Below are 20,592 nucleotides of genomic sequence, written 5' to 3'. Positions count from 1 at the left end.
CACGCATTCACACCGGGACCCACACTCCTGCCGCACCCCTGGGGGACGCACCATGACCGCCGCAGCCCACGTCACCGCCGAGATCGCCTCGCAGCCCGCCTGCTGGACGCGGGCCGCCGAACTGGCCGCCGTCGTCGGACACGGCCTGCCGCAGCCCGGCGAGCGGGTCGCCGTCGTCGGCTGCGGCACGTCGTTCTACATGGCGCGCGCCTACGCGGTGCTCCGCGAGCGTGCGGGCCAGGGCGAGACCGACGCGTACGCCGCCTCCGAGGCCGCGCTGGCCCGACCGTACGACCGTATCGTCGCCATCACCCGCTCCGGCACGACGACCGAGGTCCTCGCCCTCCTCGACGAGGTGCACGGCCGCATCCCGACCGTCGCGCTGACCGGGGTCCCGGACGGCCCGGTCGCCGACTGCGCGAACGCGCTCGTGGACCTGTCCTTCGCCGACGAGAAGTCCGTCGTGCAGACCCGATTCGCCACGACCGCCCTCCAACTCCTGCGCGCGGGGCTCGGTTTCGACCTGAGCGCCTCGGTCGCGGACGGCGAACTCGCCGTCGAGGAACCCCTCCCCCTCGCCTGGGCGCACCGCGGCCAGTTCACCTTCCTGGGCCGCGGCTGGACCGTCGGCCTGGCCGACGAGGCGGCGCTGAAGCTGCGCGAGGCGGCCCGCGCCTGGACGGAGTCGTACGCGGCGATGGAGTACCGCCACGGACCCATCAGCATCAGCGACGAGAACAGCCTCGTCTGGTCCTTCGGCGAGCCCCCGGCCGGCCTGGAGGACGAGGTGACGGCGACCGGCGCCCTCTTCACCGCCGACGCGCTCGACCCGGTGGCCTCCCTGGTCCGCGCCCAGCGCCTGGCCGTGGAACTGGCCGCCCGCCGCCGGATGAACCCCGACCGCCCCCGCAACCTCTCCCGCTCCGTCATTCTCACGGGGGCGGCCGCCTGACCGGGGCGCCGCCGGGGATAGCCTGCGGTTGGTCTCCGACGAATCACGCCGGACGCATCAGGAGGAGAGGCCTCATGAGCCTGTACGACATCCCGCTGCACACCCTGGACGGCGCACCGACGAGCCTGTCCGCCCACAAGGGCAAGGCCGTGCTGATCGTCAACGTCGCCTCGAAGTGCGGTCTGACCCCGCAGTACGCGGGCCTGGAGGAGCTCCAGAAGACCTACGGCGACCGCGGCTTCACGGTCCTCGGCGTGCCGTGCAACCAGTTCGCGGGCCAGGAGCCGGGCAGCGCGGAGGAGATCGCCACCTTCTGCTCCGCGAGCTACGGCGTGACCTTCCCCCTCCTGGAGAAGATCGAGGTCAACGGCGAACACCGGCACCCCCTCTACACCGAGCTGACCAAGCTCGCGGACGCGGACGGCGAGTCCGGCGACGTCCAGTGGAACTTCGAGAAGTTCCTCCTCTCCCCCGCCGGCGAGCCCGTCGCCCGCTTCCGCCCCCGCACGGAACCGGGCGACACCGTGCTCGTCTCCGCCATCGAGGCCAACCTGCCGGCCTGACCGGCCCAGCACGCCGCCCGGCACCCGGGCGGCGTCGCTGTCGGCGCTCCCGCCGACCAGGCCCGTGAACCGATCCGTCCGCTTGCGCGTCCCAGAGTCGTACCCGGCTTCGCCGCCATGTGCACGACGGGACCGCCCCGGCGCGGAGAGGATCACAGTGACAGGCAAGAAGGTGTGGGTTCTGGGCGCCGCGACGTTCCTGCTGGGAGCGGGGGCGGCGTTCGCGGTGGCCGGCTCGGCGGACGACGGTCCGGAAGTGACCGTCCAGCCTCAGTCCGCGGCCACGTCGGACGTCCCGCAGACCCGCGAAGGGCTCGTGACCGCGTGGACGGCCGAGCTGCGCAGGGCGGGCACGACCAAACCGGACGGCTGGGAGCTGCTGACGACGGAGGAGATCCGCGGCCGGTACCTGTCCCAAGTGCACGCCAACGCACCGGACGCCGCCGAGGTCGACCCGGGCATGGTCAAGCGGGACTGAAGGTGCGTACGACGAAGGGGTTCCGCAGCCGGTCGCCCGGCCGCGGAATCCCTCGGGCCGCGTGGCCTACTTGTTGATCTCGTTGATCACTGCCACGGCCTTGTCGCCGTGCTCCGAGCCGAACAGATCGCCGTTCTTGCGGGTGACGCCGTCGCCCTCGGCGTTGCCGGCGGATCGCCCGGTGTACTCGGCGGCGTCGGACGCGGTGACGAGCTGGGGCCCATGAGATCACCCCCGCATGACTTCGGTGCTGGTGAACTGTCAGGCTCTGCAGCCTCCGTGTCACCACTGACACGGGTTCAGTGGCAGCCCTGATGCCCCTCCGCCCCCCAACTCCTAGCTTTTTTAACGTCCGTTGACAGACATGGGGGTTCACATGAAATCGAGGATCACCAAGCGCCGCGCCTTACTCGCGGCCGGGGCCGCCGCCTCAGCAGCCGGCCTGCTGCTGACCACCGCACCGCAGGCCGCGGCCGCCGTGCCGTACCGCAACTGGACGCAGACGGCGGGCAATTCCTCCGGCGTGCGGTTCTCTCCGTGCGGAGACTGGTGGGAGGTGTGGGACAACGTCAAGAACGACCTTCGCGGGCCCCTTGTCGAGTACAACTACAAGGGCGTCAAAGACGACTGGAAGGTTGTCCCCGTCTGGGCTGATGACAACTACGTCAAGCGTCAGTTCAACATGAACGAGAAGTACCACGTCTACTTCCGGATCCACTATGGCGATCACACCTCGCCCACTGTCGAGTACAAGACCAGCGGCGGCTGCTAGCTGTCCTCGCCGGGGATCCGCACCGCCAGGTTCCCTGCCACCTGCTGCCCCTGGCCGCTTTCTCCGGCCAGGGGCACCTTGTGCGAGTCAGGCCTCGAGCGCATCCAGGCACGTCCCGTACCGGCCGCCGAGCTCATCGGCAGGTGCCCCGTGCAGGTGCTCCCCGCAGAAGTACCCGCCGCACCCATATGCGGAGACTTGGGCTCCGATCGTCCGCGGGCCGGCCCCGCGCGGGGTTGTCCGAGGAGCCGGGGCACGCGAGGGACTGCGCCCCGTACGGGAACGTGAAGGCCTCCCGGCGAACGCTGGGAGGCCTTCAAAGCAGTCTGGTTCTACGCGTGTCTCACCGGGCATTCGGCCCTAGCGGATCGGCATGCCCGACAGTGTGCGGGCGATGACCAGGCGCTGGATCTCGCTCGTGCCCTCGAAGATCGTGTAGATCGCCGCGTCGCGGTGCATCCGCTCCACCGGGTACTCGCGGGTGAAGCCGTTGCCGCCGAGGATCTGGACGGCCTGGGCGGTCACCTTCTTGGAGACCTCGCTCGCGTAGAGCTTGGACATGGAGCCCTCCGCGGCCGTGAACGGCTTGCCGGAGACGGCCATCCAGGAGGCGCGCCAGACCAGCAGGCGGGCGGCGTCGATCTGGGTGCGCATGTCGGCGAGCTGGAAGGCGATGCCCTGGTTGTCGATGATGGGGCGGCCGAACTGTTCGCGGGTCTTGGCGTAGTCCAGGGCGACTTCGTAGGCGGCGCGGGCCGTGCCCACGGCCATCGCGCCGACGGCGGGGCGGGAGGCCTCGAAGGTGGCCATGGCGGCGTTCTTGACGCGCTCGCCGCCTCCCTTGGCGGCCCGCTCGCGGGCGCGGGCCAGGCGCTCGTCCAGCTTCTCCTTGCCGCCGAGGAGGCAGGAGCCCGGGATGCGTACGTCTTCGAGGACGACCTCCGCCGTGTGCGAGGCCCGGATGCCGTGCTTCTTGAACTTCTGGCCCTGGGAGAGCCCGGGGGTGGCGGGGGGCACGATGAAGGAGGCGTGGCCCTTGGAGCCGAGGGCCGGGTCGACGCAGGCGACGACGACGTGGACGTTGGCGATGCCGCCGTTCGTCGCCCAGGTCTTCGTGCCGTTGAGGACCCACTCGTCCTTGGCCTCGTCGTAGACCGCGCGGGTGCGCATCGAGGCGACGTCCGAGCCCGCGTCCGGCTCGGAGGAGCAGAAGGCGGCGACCTTCACGTCGTTCGCGTCGCCGTACATCTGCGGTATCCAGGTGCCGATCTGCTCCTCGGTGCCGTTGGCGAGGACGCCGACGGCGGCCAGGCCCGTGCCGACGATGGAGAGCGCGATGCCCGCGTCGCCCCAGAAGAGCTCTTCCATGGCCATCGGGATGCCCAGACCCGTAGGGTCGAAGTACTGCTGTGCGTAGAAGTCGAGGGAGTAGATTCCGACCTTGGCGGCTTCCTGGATGACGGGCCAGGGGGTCTCCTCCCGCTCGTCCCACTCCGCGGCGGCCGGACGGATCACGTCCGCGGCGAAACCGTGGATCCAGTCGCGGACCTGCTTCTGGTCGTCGTTGAGATCGAGCGTGAACTCGGCCATGTCCCCTCCAGCACGTGCACGTTACTTGCGGTAACCACGAGTGTGTTACCCACGGGTAGCCCCTGTCAACAGTCGGCCGTCGACGGGCAGTGTTACGTTGCGCGGGCGTCACGGAACGGAATCACCTGGGCGGGGAGAGCACACGATGGAGACCACAGAGCAGGCCACGGCGCAGCGGTCGACCGCCGAGGCCCGGCGGCGCGAGCTGCTGGAAGCCGCGGACCGGGTGGTCCTGCGGGACGGCCCGCAGGCCTCCATGAACGCCATAGCGGCCGAGGCCGGCATCACCAAGCCGATCCTCTACCGGCACTTCGGCGACAAGGGCGGCCTCTACCGCGCCCTCGCCAAGCGGCACACGGACGCACTGCTGGCCGCCCTGCGGGCCGCGCTGGACGCGCCCGCCGAGCGGCGCGAGCGGGTGGAGCGGACGCTCGACACCTACCTCGCGGCGATCGAGTCGCGTCCGCAGGTCTACCGCTTCCTCATGCACCCGGCGGAGGACGCCGCCGCGCCGACGCCCGAGCAGGGCTTCGACGTCGGACGGCACTCGGCGCCGCTGCTGCGGCGGATGGGCGAGGAGCTGGCCGAGGTGATCGCGGAGCGGGTGGACCTCGGGCCGAACAGTGAGCAGCTGGCGCGGGTGTGGGGTCACGGGATCGTCGGCATGATGCATGCGGCGGGCGACTGGTGGCTCGGTGAACGCCCCTGCTCACGGGCGGAGTTGGTGAGCAGCCTGGCGGACTTGTTGTGGGGGCGGCTGGCGGCGGCCGGCGACCGCCCAGGCGGGCCCGGGTTCTAGGTACGGATTCCAGTCGGCCCTCTTCGCGGGGCGCACCCGGCGCGGGTACTGAGCCGGGGGCGGCCCCGCCGCTCAAGGGGACGAGGGGGGGAGGGCGGAGCCCAAGGGGGTTACCGGGGCAACGGGGCTACCGGGGCAACCCCCTAAGCCGTACGCCCCCACTTCGCCCTGCGCGCCTCCCGCAGCACCTTCGCCCTGCGCCAGCCCGTGAGCCGGTCCGGGTAGACCTTGCCGTCGAGGTGGTCGCACTCGTGCTGGAGGCACCGGGCGAAGAACCCGGTGCCGGTGACGGTCACCGGCTCGCCGTCAAGCGTGAAGCCCTCGACCACCGCGTGGTCGTAGCGCGGCGTGCCCGCCTCCAGGCCGGGGAGGGAGAGGCAGCCCTCGGAGCCGCGCACGACGGGGCCGTCCGCCTCCACCAGCCGCGGGTTGACCACGTGCCCGAGGTGGCGGACCTCCTCGTCGTCCGGGCAGTCGTAGACGAAGACGCGGAGCGACTGGCCGACCTGGTTGGCGGCGAGGCCGACGCCCTCGGCCGCGTACATCGTCGCGAACATGTCCTCGACGAGCCCGGCCAGGGACGCGTCGAAGTCGGTGACGGGCTCGCACGGGGCGTGCAGGACGGGGTCGCCGTGCAGCGTCATGGGGCGTACGGTGCCGGAACTGCCGGGAATGGGGCGGTGTCGCATGGCCGCTAGCGTACGTTCCGCCGCGCGTCACGTACCGTCGAGGCTGGTCCGCGCCCTTTCCCACGGGTGCCGCGGTTCGGGCGTACGGCGGGACCTCGATAGGCTGAGCCCGGACTGTTGACCGGTGGACCTGGGGCAAGTGCGGCGCCGGATGCAAGGAGGATCAGTGACGATGGCAGGCAACACGGAGCCGTTGTCGCCGCGGGCCAAGCTGGCCGTGACGGCAGGCAAGGCCGCGGCGGCGGTGTCCCGCGCCGCGGGACGCGGAAGCGGCTCGGTGATCGGCGGAAAGGTCGCGCTCAAGCTCGACCCGGACCTGCTGGGACGACTCGCGAACCACCTGGACGTGGTGCTTGTCTCGGCGACCAACGGCAAGACGACGACGACCCGGCTGATCGCGGAGGCCCTGAGGGCCAGCGGTCCGGTCGTGTCGAACGCGCTCGGCGCGAACATGCCCGCGGGCATCACCTCCGCCCTCGCGGGCGGCTCGGACGCCAAGTACGGCGTGATCGAGGTCGACGAGAAGTACCTCGCGGGCGTTGCCCGTGACGTGACGCCCAAGGCGATCGCGCTGCTGAACCTCTCGCGCGACCAGCTCGACCGCGCCGCCGAGACCCGGATGCTCGCGGAGAAGTGGCGCGAGGGGCTGGCCGGGTCGAAGGCCGTCGTCATCGCCAACGCCGACGACCCGCTGATCGTGTGGGCGGCGTCCTCGTCGCCGAACGTGGTGTGGGTGGCGGCCGGACAGGAGTGGAAGGACGACGCCTGGTCGTGCCCCTCCTGCGGCGGTGTGATGCAGCGTCCCGGCGACGACTGGTTCTGCGGCGAGTGCGGCTTCCGCCGTCCGACGCCGAGCTGGGTGCTCTCCGGCGACCACGTCCTGGACCCGCACGGCTCCGCGTGGCCGATCCACCTCCAGCTCCCGGGCCGCGCCAACAAGGCGAACGCCGCCACGTCGGCCGCCGTCGCGGCGACCTTCGGGGTGCCGCCGCAGGTGGCGCTGGAGCGCATGTACCAGGTGCAGGCGGTGGCCGGACGGTACGACGTCGTCCAGTACCAGGGCCGTGAGCTGCGGCTGCTGCTGGCGAAGAACCCGGCCGGCTGGCTGGAGACGTTCTCGCTGATCAACCAGCCGCCGACGCCGGTGATCCTGTCCGTCAACGCCCGCGGCGCCGACGGCACCGACACCTCCTGGCTGTGGGACGTCGACTACACCCGGCTCGCCGGTCACCCAATCTTCGTGCTCGGCGACCGCAAGCTGGACCTCGCGGTCCGCCTCGAAGTCGCCAACCTGGAGTTCCGGGTGTGCGAGACCCTCGACGAGGCCGTGCAGATGGCGCCGCCCGGCCTGATCGAGACGATCGCCAACTACACCGCGTTCCAGGACCTCCGCCGCCGCGTCGGCAACTGACAGAAACCGCAGGGACATGACTCGAATGAATGACAGCAGTCTGCGGCTGGTCTGGATCTACCCGGACCTCCTCAGCACGTACGGCGACCAGGGCAACGCCCTCGTCGTCGAGCGCCGGGCCCGCCAGCGCGGCCTCGACGTGCAGCGGGTCGACGTACGCAGCGACCAGCCGGTGCCCACCTCGGGCGACATCTACCTGATCGGCGGCGGTGAGGACCGCCCGCAGCGGCTGGCCGCCGAGCGGCTGCGCAAGGACGGCGGGCTCAGCCGGGCCGTCTCCAACGGCGCGATCGTCTTCTCGGTGTGCGCCGGTTACCAGATCCTGGGCCACGAGTTCATCAACGACCTCGGCCAGCGCGAGCAGGGCCTCGGCCTCCTCGACGTGATCTCCACCCGTGGTGAGGGCGAGCGCTGCGTCGGCGACGTGCTCGCCGACATCGACGCCCCGCTGAACCTCCCGCAGCTCACCGGCTTCGAGAACCACCAGGGCATCACCCACCTCGGCCCCACCGCCCGCCCCTTCGCCCGGGTCCGCCTCGGCAAGGGCAACGGCACCGGCGACGGCACCGAAGGCGCGTACAACGACACCGTGTTCGGTACGTACATGCACGGCCCCGTCATGGCCCGCAACCCGCAGATCGCGGACCTGCTGCTGAAGCTGGCCCTCGATGTGAACGCGCTGCCGCCGACCGACGACCGCTGGTACGAGGCGCTGCGCGCCGAGCGCATCGCCAGCGCCACGCAGCCCGCCTGACGCCTTCTCACGGCGCACGTGACCCTGTTTCACGTGAAACGTCCACCCGTTGGACGCCGGGTTCGGTCCCGTCACCCCGCACTTGTAGGGTGACGGGACCCGCCCGGACGACGTGGTCCGGTCATTCGGCCCACGTTGCAAAGGTTTTCGCGCCATGCGCATTGGTGTCCTCACCTCCGGCGGCGACTGCCCCGGCCTGAACGCCGTCATCCGCTCCGTCGTCCACCGTGCCGTCGCCGACCACGGCGACGAGGTCATCGGTTTCCACGACGGCTGGCGGGGCCTCCTCGACTGCGACTACCGCCCCCTCGACCTCGACGCCGTGAACGGCATCCTGGCGCGCGGCGGCACCATCCTGGGCTCCTCCCGCGTCCAGCCCGCGCACCTGCGCGGCGGCGTCGAGCAGGCCCGCGGCCACGTCAAGGACCTCGGCCTCGACGCGATCATCCCGATCGGCGGCGAAGGCACCCTCAAGGCCGCGCACCTGCTCTCCGAGGCGGGGCTGCCGATCGTCGGCGTACCGAAGACGATCGACAACGACATCGCCTCCACCGACGTGACCTTCGGCTTCGACACCGCCGTCGGTGTCGCCACCGAGGCGCTCGACCGGCTGAAGACCACCGCCGAGTCGCACCAGCGTGTGCTGATCGTCGAGGTCATGGGCCGGCATACGGGGTGGATCGCCCTGCACTCGGGCATGGCGGCCGGTGCGCACGCCATCGTTGTGCCGGAGCGGCCCTTCGACATCGACGAGCTGACCGAGCTGGTCGGCAAGCGGTTCTCGGCGGGCAAGAAGTTCGCGATCGTCGTCGTCGCGGAGGGTGCGAAGCCGCGCGAGGGGTCGATGGAGTTCAACGTCGGCAAGACCGACCAGTACGGGCACGAGCGCTTCGCCGGAGTCGCCAGCCAGCTCGCCATCGAGCTGGAGGAGCGCCTCGGCAAGGAGGCCCGCCCGGTGATCCTGGGCCACGTCCAGCGCGGCGGCACCCCGACCGCGTACGACCGCGTGCTCGCGACCCGCTTCGGCTGGCACGCGGTGGAGGCGGCGCACCGCGGCGAATTCGGGATGATGACGGCGCTGCGCGGCACGAACATCGAGATGGTGCCGCTGGCCAGCGCGGTCGAGGAGCTGAAGACGGTTCCGGCGGCGCGCTACGGGGAAGCGGAATGCGTGCTGTAGGCCCGATGGACTCCTGACACTGCCCCCGGTCGCGGACGCGGCCGGGGGCGGTTCTACTCTGGACCGGACAACCCGGCACTAATCAGGAGTCAGCGGATGGACCACAGCGGGCACGGCATGAACATGGATCTGCCGCCGTTCACGCTGGGACGGGGCCTGGAGCTCTCCCCCGATCCCTTCTTCCTGGTGACGTGCCTCGCGGCGCTCGCCCTGTACGGGTGGGGCGTGGTGCGGCTGCGCAAGCGGGGCGACGACTGGCCGGTCGGCCGGACGGTCTTCTTCGTGATCGGCGTGCTCACCGTGCTGCTGGTGATGTGCACCAAGCTCAACGACTACGGCATGGTCATGTTCAGCGTGCACATGGTGCAGCACATGATCGTCAGCATGCTGTCGCCGATCCTGCTGCTGCTCGGTGCGCCGATCACGCTCGCGCTGCGCGCGCTGCCGGTGTCGGGGCGCGGCCGCAAGGGACGCAAGGGGCCGCGCGAGCTGCTGCTCGCGCTGCTGCACAGCCGGTACATGAAGATCATCACGCACCCGGCGTTCACGATCCCGCTGTTCATCGCGAGCCTGTACGGCTTCTACTTCACGCCGCTGTTCGACATGCTCATGGGCAACGCGGTCGGGCACGTGGTGATGATGGTGCACTTCCTGGCCGTGGGTCTGGTCTTCTTCTGGCCGATCATGGGCGTGGACCCGGGGCCGCACCGGCCCGGTTACGTGATGCGGATGCTGGAGCTGTTCGCGGGGATGCCCTTCCACGCGTTCTTCGGCATCGCGCTGATGATGGCCTCGCAGCCGATGGTGGAGGCGTACAAGAACCCGCCCGCCTCGCTGGGCATCGACGCGCTCGCCGACCAGAACGCGGCGGGCGGCATCGCCTGGGCGTTCAGCGAGATCCCGTCCGTGCTGGTGCTGATCGCGCTGGTCTTCCAGTGGTACCGCTCCGAGCAGCGCGTGGCGCGGCGCTCGGACCGGGCGGCGGACCGGGACGGTGACAAGGAGCTGGAGGAGTACAACGCGTACCTGGCCTCCTTGCAGGCGCGCGGCGGCCAGTCCTAGCGCGAGTGTCCGCAAGGCTGTAGCGGTGGCGTGCCCCGGCGGGTGACGATGACCCTCCACTCGTAGGTGAGGGGGCGCGCATGAACAATTCGCCGAAGTCGATGGGGGCGCTGACCGTCGGGATGCTGGTCGTGGTGACGGCGTACACGGCGGCGATGGGCAGCAACGGCTGGCTGTGGTTCGGCTGGGTGGTGCTCCTGCTGGCCACCGTGGGGACGATCGCGACGTCGCGGGGCCGCTGATCCCGCAGCGGCCCCGCCGCAGCCACGCGTCAGAAGCGGAAGACGGGACCCGTCGCCGCGTCGAGTTCGCAGGCGTTGCCGAAGGTCTTCTTCCAGTGCACGGGCTGCCCGCGCCAGGTGCCGTCGGCCGTGGCGGTCACCGGGTCGTACTGCTTGGTGCAGGGGTGCGGATTGCCGGGCAGCGCGTCGAAGCTTCCGCGCGCCCAGGTGAGGTCGTCGCACGCCTCCCTCGGCTGCGGGTGTCCGCCGCCCACCGGGGCCGAGCAGTGCAGGCTGACGCCCCGGATCCAGGTGTCCTGCGCGCCGCTCACGGTGAGCAGCAGCCCGCGCTTCGGCGTCGGGTGGGCGTCGGCGACGGCGGTGGCAGCGGGGGCGAGTGCGAGCAGGGCGACTGCGGCGAAAGCGGTGGTACGGAAGGGGCGCATGCGTCTCTCCAGGGACGGGGCGGGGGTGTCCCGGACTCCGCACGGGCGGAGCGGGGGTGGGTCCGCACGAGCGCACCCGTCGTGCCCCCGCACCCGCAACGGGCCACGCCGTGCGGGTCGCCCGCCCGGAGGGTCCCATTGGGCCGTCCGGCCCTGCGGATTCCGTCCCGAGGACGCCCGTCGGTGACGTACCGTAATCCCATGATCGTCTTTGTCCCGGCCGGACTCTTCCTCCTGGCGCTGGTCGTCGGCATGCTGCGCGACCGGCGGCGGCTGCGCAACGGCTTCTATCTGGTCTTCGCCCTGTTCTTCACGCTGGTGGGCGTGATGCTGAAGGCGGGGCAGAAGCATCCCGCCCTGGCGGCCGGCATCGCCGGGGGCCTGCTCCTGCTGGCGCTGCTGTCCGCGCTGGTGCTGGCCTGGTTCCTGGTACGGAACGGGCTGACGATGGTCCGCAAGGAGGGCCGCAGCCCGGCGAACCTGCTGTCGCTGCTGGCGGGCCTGGGCATGATCGGCCTCGGCGCGATGCTGGTCGCCTCGCTCGCGACGGGTTCGCGCGCGCTGAGCACGGTGACGGTCGTCGCGGTCCTGGTGGTCGGTTACGTCTCCTTCCTCTTCACCTGTTTCCTGCTGTACTCCCTGCTGTACGGCTGGTTCAGGCCGCGCGGCCGGATCGACTTCGTGGTGGTGCTGGGCTCCGGGCTGATCCGCAACAAGGTGCCGCCGCTGCTCGCGGGCCGCCTCGACAAGGGCCGCAGGGTGTACGAGTCCCAGCTCGCGGCCGGGGGCAGCCCGATGCTGGTGACCTCGGGCGGGCAGGGTCCGGACGAGGACCGGCCGGAGGGGCAGGCGATGGCGGAGTACCTGATCGAGGCGGGTGTGCCGGAGGACCGGATCATCCAGGAGACCCGGTCGCGGACCACCGAGGAGAACCTCGCGTTCAGCGGTGCGCTGATGCGGGACGTGGACCCGGGCTACCGCTGTGTGGTCGTCACGAACAACTACCACGCTTTCCGGGCCGCGTTGATGGCCCGCAAGACCGGCATCAACGGTCAGGTGGTGGGCTCGCGGACGGCCCGGTACTTCTGGCCGAGCGCGATCATCCGGGAGTTCGTGGCGGTCTTCATGCAGCACAAGGTGGTCAACTTCGGGATGTGCGCGCTGCTTGCGGCCATGGGGTCGCTGGCCGGGCTGGTGGTGTAGGCGCAGGCCCGGGACGGGGTCGCGCTCCGTCCCGGGCAGGGCGTGGGTCAGGAGGTCGCGGTCTGCTTCCTGAGGCCGCGCGCCAGGACCGCGTACAGCAGCGCGGAGACGACGAGGCCGGCGGGCAGGGCGAGGTCGATGCCGCCCAGGGCGGTGGCGATCGGGCCGGTGTAGACGTTGTTGACGCACAGGGCGGCCACGGCGACGCCGCAGACCAGGGCCACGGTGCCGGCCGGGTTGAAGCCGCCGGTGAACCAGTAGGGGCCCTGGGGTGATTCGTCCATCAGGGCGCGGCCGTCGTAGCGGTTGCGGCGCAGGATGATGTCGGTGGCGTAGACGGCCATGGCCGGGCCGACGATGGCGACGGTGACCTCCAGCATGCTGTTGACGGTGTCCAGGAAGCCGGCGGTGAACAGCCCGTACAGGGTGAGGGCGACGGCCACCACGCCGTCGACGATGACGCTGCGGGAGCGGCGGATGCTGACGCCGACGGCCTGGAGCGCGAGGCCCGCACTGTAGGAGGTGAGGGCGTTGATGGCGATGGTGCCGAGGACCAGGGCGAGCAGCAGGACCGGTCCGAACCAGCCGGGCAGCAGCTTGCGCAGTCCCGCCTGCGGGTCCGTCATGTCCACGGCGGTCGCGGCGAGGGCGCCCAGAGTGCAGACGAAGACGCTGGGCAGGAAGCCGCCGAGGGCGGTCCAGCCGAGGACCGCTTTCGGGGAGGTCGTGCGGGGAAGGTAGCGGGAGAAGTCGGCGCTGGTGGTGTACGAGAGCGGGGCGGCCGCCATCAGCGCGACGCCGCCGATCAGCGTGGCCCACAGCGGGGTGCCGGTGAGCTTTTCGGCGGGTGCGTAACCGAAGTCGGCGTGCTGGAACACGGCGACCGCGACGACGGCGAAGACGGCGCTCAGGGCGAGGGTGATCGGCAGGTACAGCTTCATGATCAGGCCGTGCCCGTAGACCCCGATGGTCAGGGTGAGGGAGGCGACGACGATCACCACGACGACCTTGACGAAGGTGTTCGCGGTGATGCCCGTCATCTCGACCAGGGCGAAGGCGGCGGACGCGGCGGCGGCCAGGTTGATGGCGAAGTAGCAGACGGAGATCAGCCAGCCGACGATCGCGTTGTTCACGCGGTTGCCGAGGACTCCGTACATCGCCCGCGTGATGACCTCGCTCGGGGTGCCCGCCGACGGGCCGGATATCGCGAGCAGGCCGGTGAGCAGCCAGAACAGGTTGCCGATCACGATCGCGGCGAGTGCCTGTCCGAGGGTGAGGCCCATGAGGATCAGGGAGCCGCCGGTCACCAGGGCGAGGAAGGTGACGTTGGCGGCGGCCCAGACGGAGAAGAGCTGCCGGGGGTGGCCGTGGCGTTCCCGGTCGGGGATGTGGTCGATGCCGTGGGCCTCGACGCGTACCGCCCGCTCGGAGGATGGCGGCTCCTCCGAGTCGTCGGCGCTGACGCCGGGTTGCGGGTCGGGAATCGTGGACGCCATCAGGGACCCTCCAGTGTGCTGTTCACCCACTGCTTGCTTGTTGGTCGCACACTCAATAGCATCGATTCCATGCCGTCAAGCATCGAGAACAAGCGAATCCGCAAATCTCCCGCGTCCAGACGTGCGGAAATCGTTGCGGCGGCCTCTGTGGTTGCTCTGGCCGAAGGACTGGAGCGGATCACGCTGCGCCGGATCGCGGACGAGTTGTCCGTGCGACCGGGTCTGATCAGCCATTACTTCCCGGCGGTGGAGGATTTGGTGGCGGAGGCGTACGGCAGCGCCGCCGATGCGGAAATCGAAGAGCTGCTGCCCGCCGACCGGGCGGATTCGACCCCGACCGAGCACCTGGCCCGCTTCCTGAGACTGACGACCGGGGAGGCGTACGACGACATCAGCCGCCTCTGGCTGAACGCCCGCCACCTCAGCCGCTACCGTCCCGCCCTGCGCGAGCGGGTCGCCGAGCAGGAGAACGCCTGGCGCGACCGGCTGCTGGCGCTGGTCCGCGAGGGCGTCGAACTCGGCGAGTTCCGCACCGAGGACCCGCTGGTGTCGTCCATCCAGATCATGGTCGTGCTCGACGGCCTGGGCATGCTCGTCAACGGCACCTCGCTGGACAACGATCCGCCAGAGATCAGGCGGCTGCCGCTGACGACCGCGGAGCGCGTGCTCGGCCTGCCGTTCGGCACGCTGTCGGACACCAACACCAACACGGACACCGCTGACTGACCGCCGCCGCCCGGGGCATCCCCCCCCTCACGCTTCCCCCCTGAACCGACCGCCTTGCAAGGAGCCTTCGTGCGCACGTCCCTCATCCTGCTCTCGGCCCGCCTGCTCGACCCGGCGACGGGCGGCTTCCTGCCGCACACCGCGCTGGCCGCGGCGGACGGGCGCATCACCGCCCTCGGCGACGACGCGGAGATCCGCGCGCTGGCGGACGCCGGGACCACGGTGATCGACCTGAAGGGTGCGGTCGTCACGCCGGGCCTGGTCGACGGCCACATCCACCCGGTGCACGGCGCCGAGCTCACCAGCGGCCTGGACCTGTCGGGCTGCACCGACCTGGAGCAGACCCGCGAGGCCCTCGCGGGCGCGGTCCGCGAGCTGGCCCCCGGCGAGTGGCTGCACGCCTGGGGCCTGGACCCCAACGTCTTCGGTGAACTCCCCGTCGAGACCACCCCGTTCGACGCGGTACTGGGTGATGTCCCCGCGTTCCTGCTGCTCTTCGACGCGCACTCGGCGCTGGCCAGCCGTCGCGCGCTGGAGCTCGCCGGGGTCGACGGCCCCCGCACCTTCGACCAGGCCACCGCCGACGTGGTGTGCGACGCCGACGGCCGGCCCACCGGGCTGCTCCTGGAGGAGGCGGCCTGCGAACTCGTCGAGAGCGTCGCCCCGCAGCCCACCCGCGAGGAGCGCCGCGACCGGCTCGCTGCGGCCCTGCGCGCCATGGCCGCCTCCGGGCTGACCGGCGGCCACGCCATGGACGCCAACGGCGACAGCCTGGAGCTCATCGCCGAGCTGGCGGAGGCGGGCGAACTGCCGCTGCGGCTGCGGGTGGCCCCCTGGTGCCAGCCCGGCACCGACGCGGAGGGCGTGCGCGCCCTGATCGAGCGGCAGGGTCCGGGCGGCCGCCTGTGGGAGGTCGCGGGCGTCAAGATCTTCATGGACGGGACCATCGACAACGGCACCGCCTGGCTGGAGCAGCCGGACTGCCACGGCGAGTCCGTGGACGCCTTCTGGCCGGACCCCGAGGAGTACACCCGGATCGTCGCCGAGCTGCACCGGGCGGGCGTCCCCACGGCCACCCACGCCATCGGCGATGCGGCGGTACGTCATGTCCTGGACGCCGTCGAGAAGGCGCAGGCCGAGCACGGGGCCGGGCCGCGGCACCGGGTCGAGCACATCGAGACCGTCCCGGACGACACCCTGCGCCGCTTCGCCGGACTGGGCGTCGTGGCCTCCATGCAGCCCACCCACTGCTGCGACTTCACCCGCGCCGACCACACCGACAACTGGTCCCGCCGGCTGGGCGAGCCGCGCGCGTCCCACGCCTGGCGCTGCCGCGACCTGCACGACTCCGGCGCGGTCGTGGCCCTCGGCTCCGACTGGCCGATCGCGCCCTTCCCGCCGCTGGGCGTCATGGCGGGGGCGATCCACCGCCGCCCCACCCGCGACCTCACCCAGGACCCGCACGGCCCCGAGCAGGCGCTCACCGCGCTGGAGGCACTGCGCGGCATGACCGTCAACGCGGCGTACGCGGCGGGCGAGGAGGACGTGGCGGGCCGGCTCGCCGTCGGCCACCGGGCCGACCTGACGGTGCTCGCCGCCGACCCGCTGACGGTCCCGGCCACCGAACTCGCCGACGTACCCGTGCTCCTGACCGTCCTCGACGGCACCCCGACGCACCGCGCCGCCGGGCTCTGACAGCCAAAGGGGGCGCGGGCTCGGCCCGCGTCCCCGCCCCTCCCTGAACTTCCCCTCCCCCAGGACCACTTGGGCACGTTGCGGCGCTCCGTCGGGTGTGTTCTCTTGGTGGCGATCACCTGCGTACGAACGAGGGGGGACACCGTGGCGAACGCGTCGGGGCAGCTGCTGGCCATCAGCGACCTGCACATCGGCTACGCCGAGAACCGTGCCCTGGTGGAGAGAATGACGCCCGGCTCCGACGACGACTGGCTGCTGGTCGCCGGTGACGTCGCCGAGACGGTGGACGACGTCCGCTGGGCCCTCAAGACCCTGGCGAGCCGCTTCCGCAAGGTGCTCTGGGCCCCCGGCAATCACGAACTGTGGACCCACCCCCGCGACACCGTCACCCTCCGGGGCGTCGCCCGCTACGAGCACCTGGTGGAGATGTGCCGCGACCTGGGCGTGGTGACGCCCGAGGACCCGTACCCGCTCTGGGAGGGCCCCGGCGGGCCGGTCGCCGTCGCCCCGCTGTTCCTGCTGTACGACTACAGCTTCCTGCCCGCCGGCTGCACCACCAAGGAGCAGGGCCTCGCGTACGCGAACGGGACGGGCATCGTCTGCAACGACGAGCACCTGCTGCACCCCGACCCCCACCCCAGCCGTGAGGCCTGGTGCCGCGACCGGGTGGCCCGGACGGAACGGCGGCTCGCGGAGCTGCCCGAGGACCTGCCGACCGTGCTCGTCAACCACTACCCGCTGGACCGCCACCCCATGGACGTGCTGTGGCACCCCGAGTTCGCCATGTGGTGCGGGACCCGGCTGACCGCCGACTGGCACCGGCGCTTCCGGGTGGCCGCCATGGTCTACGGCCATCTCCACATCCCCAGGACCACCTGGCACGAAGGGGTCCGCTTCGAAGAGGTGTCGGTGGGCTACCCCCGGGAGTGGCGCACCCGGCAGGCACCGCCCGGCGCGCTGCGCCGCATCCTTCCCGCCGACGCGCGCGAGGAAGGGGCGGAGCGGTGATCGAGGAGCTGCTGCCCGCCGCGGTGGTGGCCGTGGAGAGCCGGGAGGGTGCGGACGACCTCGCCGAGCTGTTCCCGGAGGAGGAGCCGGTGGTGGCGTCGGCGGTGGTCAAGCGCCGCCATGAGTTCGCGGCCGTACGCAGCTGCGCCCGCCGGGCCATGGAGAAGCTGGGGCACGCCCCGCAGCCCGTGCTGCCGGGCGAGCGCGGCGCCCCGCGCTGGCCCGACGGCCTGCTGGGCAGCATGACGCACTGCGACGGCTACCGGGCGGCCGCCCTCGCCCGTACCGCCGACCTGGCCTCGCTCGGCATCGACGCGGAACCCCACGGCCCGCTCCCGGACAAGATCCTGCCCGCCGTGTCGCTGCCCGCCGAGCGGGACCGCCTGGCGGCGCTCGCCGCGGGGCGGCCGGGCGTCCCCTGGGACCGGTTGCTGTTCAGCGCCAAGGAGTCGGTCTACAAGGCCTGGTTCCCGCTGACCGGCACGTGGCTGGACTTCGAGGAGGCGGACATCGAGCTCCGCCCCGATCCCGGGGCAGCGGACCGGGGCAGCCTCCGCGCACGGCTCCTGGTGCCGGGGCCGGTCGTCGGGGGGCGCAGGCTCGGGCAGTTCGAGGGGCGGTGGACCGTCCGCGAGGGGCTGGTCCTCACTGCGGTCGTGGTCCCGCACGGCTGAGCGCTGCGGGGGCCCGTTGCCCGCCGGACAACGGCGGTCAACGGGCCCTGCATCACGGCGACTTGCTCAGAGGGCCTTGCTCAGAGGGTCTTGCTCAGAGGGCCTTGCTCAGAGGGTCTTGCTCAGCCTGTCCGCGAGCAGTGCCGCGAAGCGCGCCGGGTCGGCCAGGTCCCCGCCCTCCGCGAGCAGGGCCGTGCCGTACAGCAGCTCCGCCGTCTCGGCCAGCGCCGGGTCCCCGGCCCTGGCCTCGTGCGCGGCCCGCAGCCCGTCGACCAGCGGGTGCTGCGGGTTGAGCTCCAGGATGCGCTTGACCGGCGGGAGTTCCTGCCCCATCGCCTTGTACATCTTCTCCAGGGCCGGGGTGAGCCCGTCGTTGTCGCTGACCAGGCAGGCCGGGGAGTCCGTGAGGCGGGTCGTCAGCCGTACGTCCCGGACGTCGTCCAGCGTCTCGTTCAGCCAGGTCAGCACGGGCGCGTAGGCGTCGGCCTGCTCGGCGGACGGCTCCTCGTCGGTGGGCAGGTCGACCGCGCCCCGGGCGACGGACTGGAACTCCGTGCCCGCGTACTCCCGTACCGTCTCGACCCAGATCTCGTCCACCCGGTCGGTGAGCAGCAGCACCTCGTAGCCTTTGGCCCGGAAGGCCTCCAGGTGCGGGGAGTTGGCGACCTGGGCGCGGCTCTCGCCGGTCATGAAGTAGATCTTGTCCTGGCCCTCCGGCCGGCGGGCGAGGTAGTCGGCCAGGGTGGTGGGGTCGTCGCCCGCGGTGGAGGCGAAGGAGGCGATGTCGAGGATCGCCTTGTGGTCCTCGGACGGGTCCAGGAGCCCTTCCTTGACGACGGGCCCGAACTCCCGCCAGAAGGTGCGGTACTGGTCCTCCTTCTTGTTCATCAGGTCCTTGACCGAGGCCAGGATCTTCTTCGCCAGCCGGCGGCGGATCAGCTGGATGTGCCGGTCCTGCTGGAGGATCTCGCGGGAGATGTTCAGCGAGAGGTCGGCCGCGTCGACGACGCCCTTGACGAAGCGCAGGTGGTCGGGGAGGAGTTCGCGGCTGTCGTCCAGGATGAAGACGCGCTTGACGTACAGCTGGAGGCCGTGGCGGGCGTCGCGCTGGTAGAGGTCGTGCGGGGCGCGCGAGGGCAGGAAGAGCAGGGCCTCGTACTCGAAGGTGCCCTCGGCCCGCATCTGGACGATGTCGAGCGGATCCGTCCAGTCGTGGCTGATGTGCCGGTAGAACTCGTGGTACTCCTCGTCGCTCACCTCGGCGCGCGGGCGGGCCCACAGCGCCTTCATGGAGTTGAGGGTCTCCTCGCCCAGGCGCACCGGGAAGGAGAGGAAGTCGGAGTACCGCTTGACGATCTCGCGGATCTTGCGCTCGTCGGTGTAGTCGTGGAGCGCGTCCTCCTCGTCGGCGGGCCGCAGGTGCACACAGACCGAGGTGCCCTCGGGGGCGTCCTCGACGGTCTCGATCGTGTACGTGCCGTCGCCGGTCGACTCCCAGCGCACGCCCGTCGTCTCGCCGGCCTTGCGGGTGATCAGGGTGGTCCGGTCGGAGACCATGAACACGGAGTAGAAGCCGACGCCGAACTGGCCGATCAGCTCGGCTGACTCCTTGCTCTCCTTGTCGGCCTTCAACTTTCGCAGCATCTCGGCCGTGCCGGACCTGGCGATGGTGCCGATCAGCCCCACCACCTCGTCACGGGTCATGCCGATGCCGTTGTCGCGCACGGTCAGCGTGCGGGCCTGGCTGTCGGCCTCGATCTCGATGTGCAGGTCGTCCGCCCAGAGCGCCTCGTCCTGGAGCCCGGCCAGGCGTCGCTTGTCCAGGGCGTCCGAGGCGTTGGAGACGAGCTCGCGCAGGAAGATGTCCTTGTTCGAGTAGATCGAGTGCACCATCAGTTCCAGCAACTGCCGTGCCTCGGCCTGGAATTCCAGCGTCTCGGTGCTCATGCTTTCCCTCCGCGATGAATTGTTCTGTGCGGGGTTCACCTTCCCAGAGGCGGGGCAGGCAGCAGAAACCCGGTCCTCGCGGCGTCCATGACAGTGTCCATGACAGTAGGGAGACACAGGGTGTTCTACTACGTCCTGAAGTACGTTCTTCTCGGCCCGCTGTTGAGGATTCTCTTCCGGCCGAGGATCGAAGGGCTGGAGCACGTCCCCGAGGACGGGGCGGCGATCGTCGCCGGGAATCATCTGTCGTTCTCGGACCACTTCCTGATGCCTGCCGTGCTGAAGCGGCGGATCACCTTCCTCGCCAAGGCCGAGTACTTCACCGGGCCCGGCGTGAAGGGGCGGCTGACCGCGGCGTTCTTCCGCAGTGCGGGGCAGATCCCGGTGGACCGGTCGGGCAAGGAGGCCGGGAAGGCGGCGGTGCGGGAGGGGCTCGGGGTGCTGGGGAAGGGCGAGTTGCTCGGGATCTATCCCGAGGGGACCCGGTCGCACGACGGGCGGCTGTACAAGGGGAAGGTCGGGGTCGCGGTGATGGCGATCCGGGCAGGGGTGCCCGTGGTGCCGTGCGCGATGGTGGGGACCTTCGAGATCCAGCCGCCCGGGCGGAAGATCCCCAAGGTGAAGCGGGTGACGATCCGGTTCGGGGAGCCGCTGGACTTCTCCCGGTACGCCGGGATGGAGGACGAGAAGACCGCGCTGCGGGCCGTCACCGACGAGATCATCTACGCGATCCTGGCGCTGTCCGGCCAGGAGTACGTGGACCGCTACGCGGCCGACGTGAAGGCCGAACAGGCGGCGCAGGGGCGGAAGTTCCCCCGGCTGAGGCGCTGAGCGCGCGGGGCCGGACAAGGGGCAGGGGCGGCCGGTGGGAGAGCACCGGCCGCCCCTGCTGTGCGTAACGGACCGTCAAGTCAGGGTGCCCGACG

General features: G+C 71.1%; 21 protein-coding genes. 16 read left to right on the top strand and 5 right to left on the bottom strand.

Annotation, left to right across the window (positions count from 1 at the left end):
• Window positions 1-52: 52 nt before the first annotated feature.
• From IE269_RS29895 to IE269_RS29880, 4 genes are all read left to right on the top strand, one after another.
• Window positions 53-952 carry an SIS domain-containing protein gene (locus IE269_RS29895; protein WP_189826323.1) on the top strand — a complete coding sequence of 300 codons (900 nt, stop codon included), beginning with the start codon at window positions 53-55 and terminating at the stop codon, window positions 950-952.
• A gap of 74 nt (window positions 953-1,026) precedes the next feature.
• On the top strand, window positions 1,027-1,515 hold the full coding sequence (locus tag IE269_RS29890; RefSeq protein WP_189826322.1) for a glutathione peroxidase: 489 nt from the start codon (window positions 1,027-1,029) through the stop codon (window positions 1,513-1,515).
• A gap of 157 nt (window positions 1,516-1,672) precedes the next feature.
• Window positions 1,673-1,993, top strand: coding sequence for a hypothetical protein (locus IE269_RS29885; protein WP_189826321.1), 321 nt, complete (start codon window positions 1,673-1,675; stop codon window positions 1,991-1,993).
• Window positions 1,994-2,369: 376 nt separating this feature from the next.
• Window positions 2,370-2,765, top strand: a complete 396-nt coding sequence (locus tag IE269_RS29880) for a hypothetical protein (protein ID WP_189826320.1) — start codon at window positions 2,370-2,372, stop codon at window positions 2,763-2,765.
• 360 nt (window positions 2,766-3,125) lie between these two features.
• Here the strand turns inward: IE269_RS29880 and IE269_RS29875 are convergent, their stop codons facing one another.
• Window positions 3,126-4,355, bottom strand: a complete 1,230-nt coding sequence (locus tag IE269_RS29875; protein ID WP_189826319.1) for an acyl-CoA dehydrogenase family protein — start codon at window positions 4,353-4,355, stop codon at window positions 3,126-3,128.
• Window positions 4,356-4,500: 145 nt separating this feature from the next.
• Here IE269_RS29875 and IE269_RS29870 point away from each other — a divergent pair, with 145 nt between their 5' ends.
• A complete protein-coding gene (locus tag IE269_RS29870; RefSeq protein WP_189826318.1) occupies window positions 4,501-5,154 on the top strand; it encodes a TetR/AcrR family transcriptional regulator in 654 nt (217 codons plus the stop codon).
• Between the two features lie 143 nt (window positions 5,155-5,297).
• Here the strand turns inward: IE269_RS29870 and def are convergent, their stop codons facing one another.
• The gene (def, locus tag IE269_RS29865) at window positions 5,298-5,843 is read right to left on the bottom strand and encodes a peptide deformylase (protein ID WP_189826317.1); all 546 of its coding nucleotides are present in this window, start codon (window positions 5,841-5,843) and stop codon (window positions 5,298-5,300) included.
• Window positions 5,844-6,015: 172 nt separating this feature from the next.
• On the opposite strand from def, the gene IE269_RS29860 reads away from it, so the two are divergent.
• From IE269_RS29860 to IE269_RS29840, 5 genes are all read left to right on the top strand, one after another.
• A complete protein-coding gene (locus tag IE269_RS29860; protein ID WP_189826316.1) occupies window positions 6,016-7,254 on the top strand; it encodes a Mur ligase family protein in 1,239 nt (412 codons plus the stop codon).
• A 25-nt stretch (window positions 7,255-7,279) separates the two neighbouring features.
• The gene (locus IE269_RS29855) at window positions 7,280-8,008 is read left to right on the top strand and encodes a type 1 glutamine amidotransferase (RefSeq protein WP_189826315.1); all 729 of its coding nucleotides are present in this window, start codon (window positions 7,280-7,282) and stop codon (window positions 8,006-8,008) included.
• Between the two features lie 154 nt (window positions 8,009-8,162).
• On the top strand, window positions 8,163-9,188 hold the full coding sequence (locus tag IE269_RS29850) for a 6-phosphofructokinase (protein ID WP_189826314.1): 1,026 nt from the start codon (window positions 8,163-8,165) through the stop codon (window positions 9,186-9,188).
• Between the two features lie 96 nt (window positions 9,189-9,284).
• On the top strand, window positions 9,285-10,250 hold the full coding sequence (locus IE269_RS29845; RefSeq protein WP_189826313.1) for a cytochrome c oxidase assembly protein: 966 nt from the start codon (window positions 9,285-9,287) through the stop codon (window positions 10,248-10,250).
• 80 nt (window positions 10,251-10,330) lie between these two features.
• Window positions 10,331-10,492 (top strand): hypothetical protein, encoded by a 162-nt coding sequence (locus tag IE269_RS29840; RefSeq protein ID WP_189826312.1) that lies wholly within the window; start codon window positions 10,331-10,333, stop codon window positions 10,490-10,492.
• Window positions 10,493-10,521: 29 nt separating this feature from the next.
• On the opposite strand, the gene IE269_RS29835 is transcribed toward IE269_RS29840, so the two are convergent.
• Window positions 10,522-10,917: an SSI family serine proteinase inhibitor gene (locus tag IE269_RS29835; RefSeq protein ID WP_189826311.1), complete on the bottom strand. Its 396-nt coding sequence runs from the start codon at window positions 10,915-10,917 to the stop codon at window positions 10,522-10,524.
• 201 nt (window positions 10,918-11,118) lie between these two features.
• Here IE269_RS29835 and IE269_RS29830 point away from each other — a divergent pair, with 201 nt between their 5' ends.
• Window positions 11,119-12,120 carry a YdcF family protein gene (locus IE269_RS29830; RefSeq protein ID WP_189826310.1) on the top strand — a complete coding sequence of 334 codons (1,002 nt, stop codon included), beginning with the start codon at window positions 11,119-11,121 and terminating at the stop codon, window positions 12,118-12,120.
• 47 nt (window positions 12,121-12,167) lie between these two features.
• Here IE269_RS29830 and IE269_RS29825 read toward each other — a convergent pair whose 3' ends face one another.
• Window positions 12,168-13,616, bottom strand: a complete 1,449-nt coding sequence (locus tag IE269_RS29825) for a purine-cytosine permease family protein (protein ID WP_189826309.1) — start codon at window positions 13,614-13,616, stop codon at window positions 12,168-12,170.
• A gap of 69 nt (window positions 13,617-13,685) precedes the next feature.
• On the opposite strand from IE269_RS29825, the gene IE269_RS29820 reads away from it, so the two are divergent.
• The 4 genes from IE269_RS29820 to IE269_RS29805 all read left to right on the top strand — a co-directional run bounded on the left by IE269_RS29820 (window position 13,686) and on the right by IE269_RS29805 (window position 17,719).
• Entirely contained in the window at window positions 13,686-14,342 is a 657-nt protein-coding gene (locus tag IE269_RS29820) for a TetR/AcrR family transcriptional regulator (RefSeq protein WP_189826308.1), read from the top strand.
• 69 nt (window positions 14,343-14,411) lie between these two features.
• Window positions 14,412-16,037, top strand: a complete 1,626-nt coding sequence (locus IE269_RS29815; protein WP_189826307.1) for an amidohydrolase — start codon at window positions 14,412-14,414, stop codon at window positions 16,035-16,037.
• A 144-nt stretch (window positions 16,038-16,181) separates the two neighbouring features.
• A complete protein-coding gene (locus tag IE269_RS29810) occupies window positions 16,182-17,045 on the top strand; it encodes a metallophosphoesterase family protein (RefSeq protein WP_189826306.1) in 864 nt (287 codons plus the stop codon).
• Entirely contained in the window at window positions 17,042-17,719 is a 678-nt protein-coding gene (locus IE269_RS29805) for a 4'-phosphopantetheinyl transferase family protein (RefSeq protein ID WP_189826305.1), read from the top strand. Before IE269_RS29810 ends, IE269_RS29805 begins: the two co-directional genes overlap by 4 nt.
• A gap of 108 nt (window positions 17,720-17,827) precedes the next feature.
• Here the strand turns inward: IE269_RS29805 and htpG are convergent, their stop codons facing one another.
• Window positions 17,828-19,666, bottom strand: a complete 1,839-nt coding sequence (gene htpG / locus IE269_RS29800; protein WP_189826304.1) for a molecular chaperone HtpG — start codon at window positions 19,664-19,666, stop codon at window positions 17,828-17,830.
• A 120-nt stretch (window positions 19,667-19,786) separates the two neighbouring features.
• Here htpG and IE269_RS29795 point away from each other — a divergent pair, with 120 nt between their 5' ends.
• Window positions 19,787-20,497, top strand: a complete 711-nt coding sequence (locus IE269_RS29795; RefSeq protein WP_189826303.1) for a lysophospholipid acyltransferase family protein — start codon at window positions 19,787-19,789, stop codon at window positions 20,495-20,497.
• Window positions 20,498-20,592 lie beyond the last annotated feature (95 nt).

Origin of the sequence: Streptomyces spiroverticillatus (assembly GCA_014650415.1) — a bacterium.
GTDB lineage: Bacteria > Actinomycetota > Actinomycetes > Streptomycetales > Streptomycetaceae > Streptomyces > Streptomyces spiroverticillatus.
The sequence above is the reverse complement of the archived record's forward strand: the minus strand, read 5'-3'. Positions and strand labels throughout refer to the sequence as shown.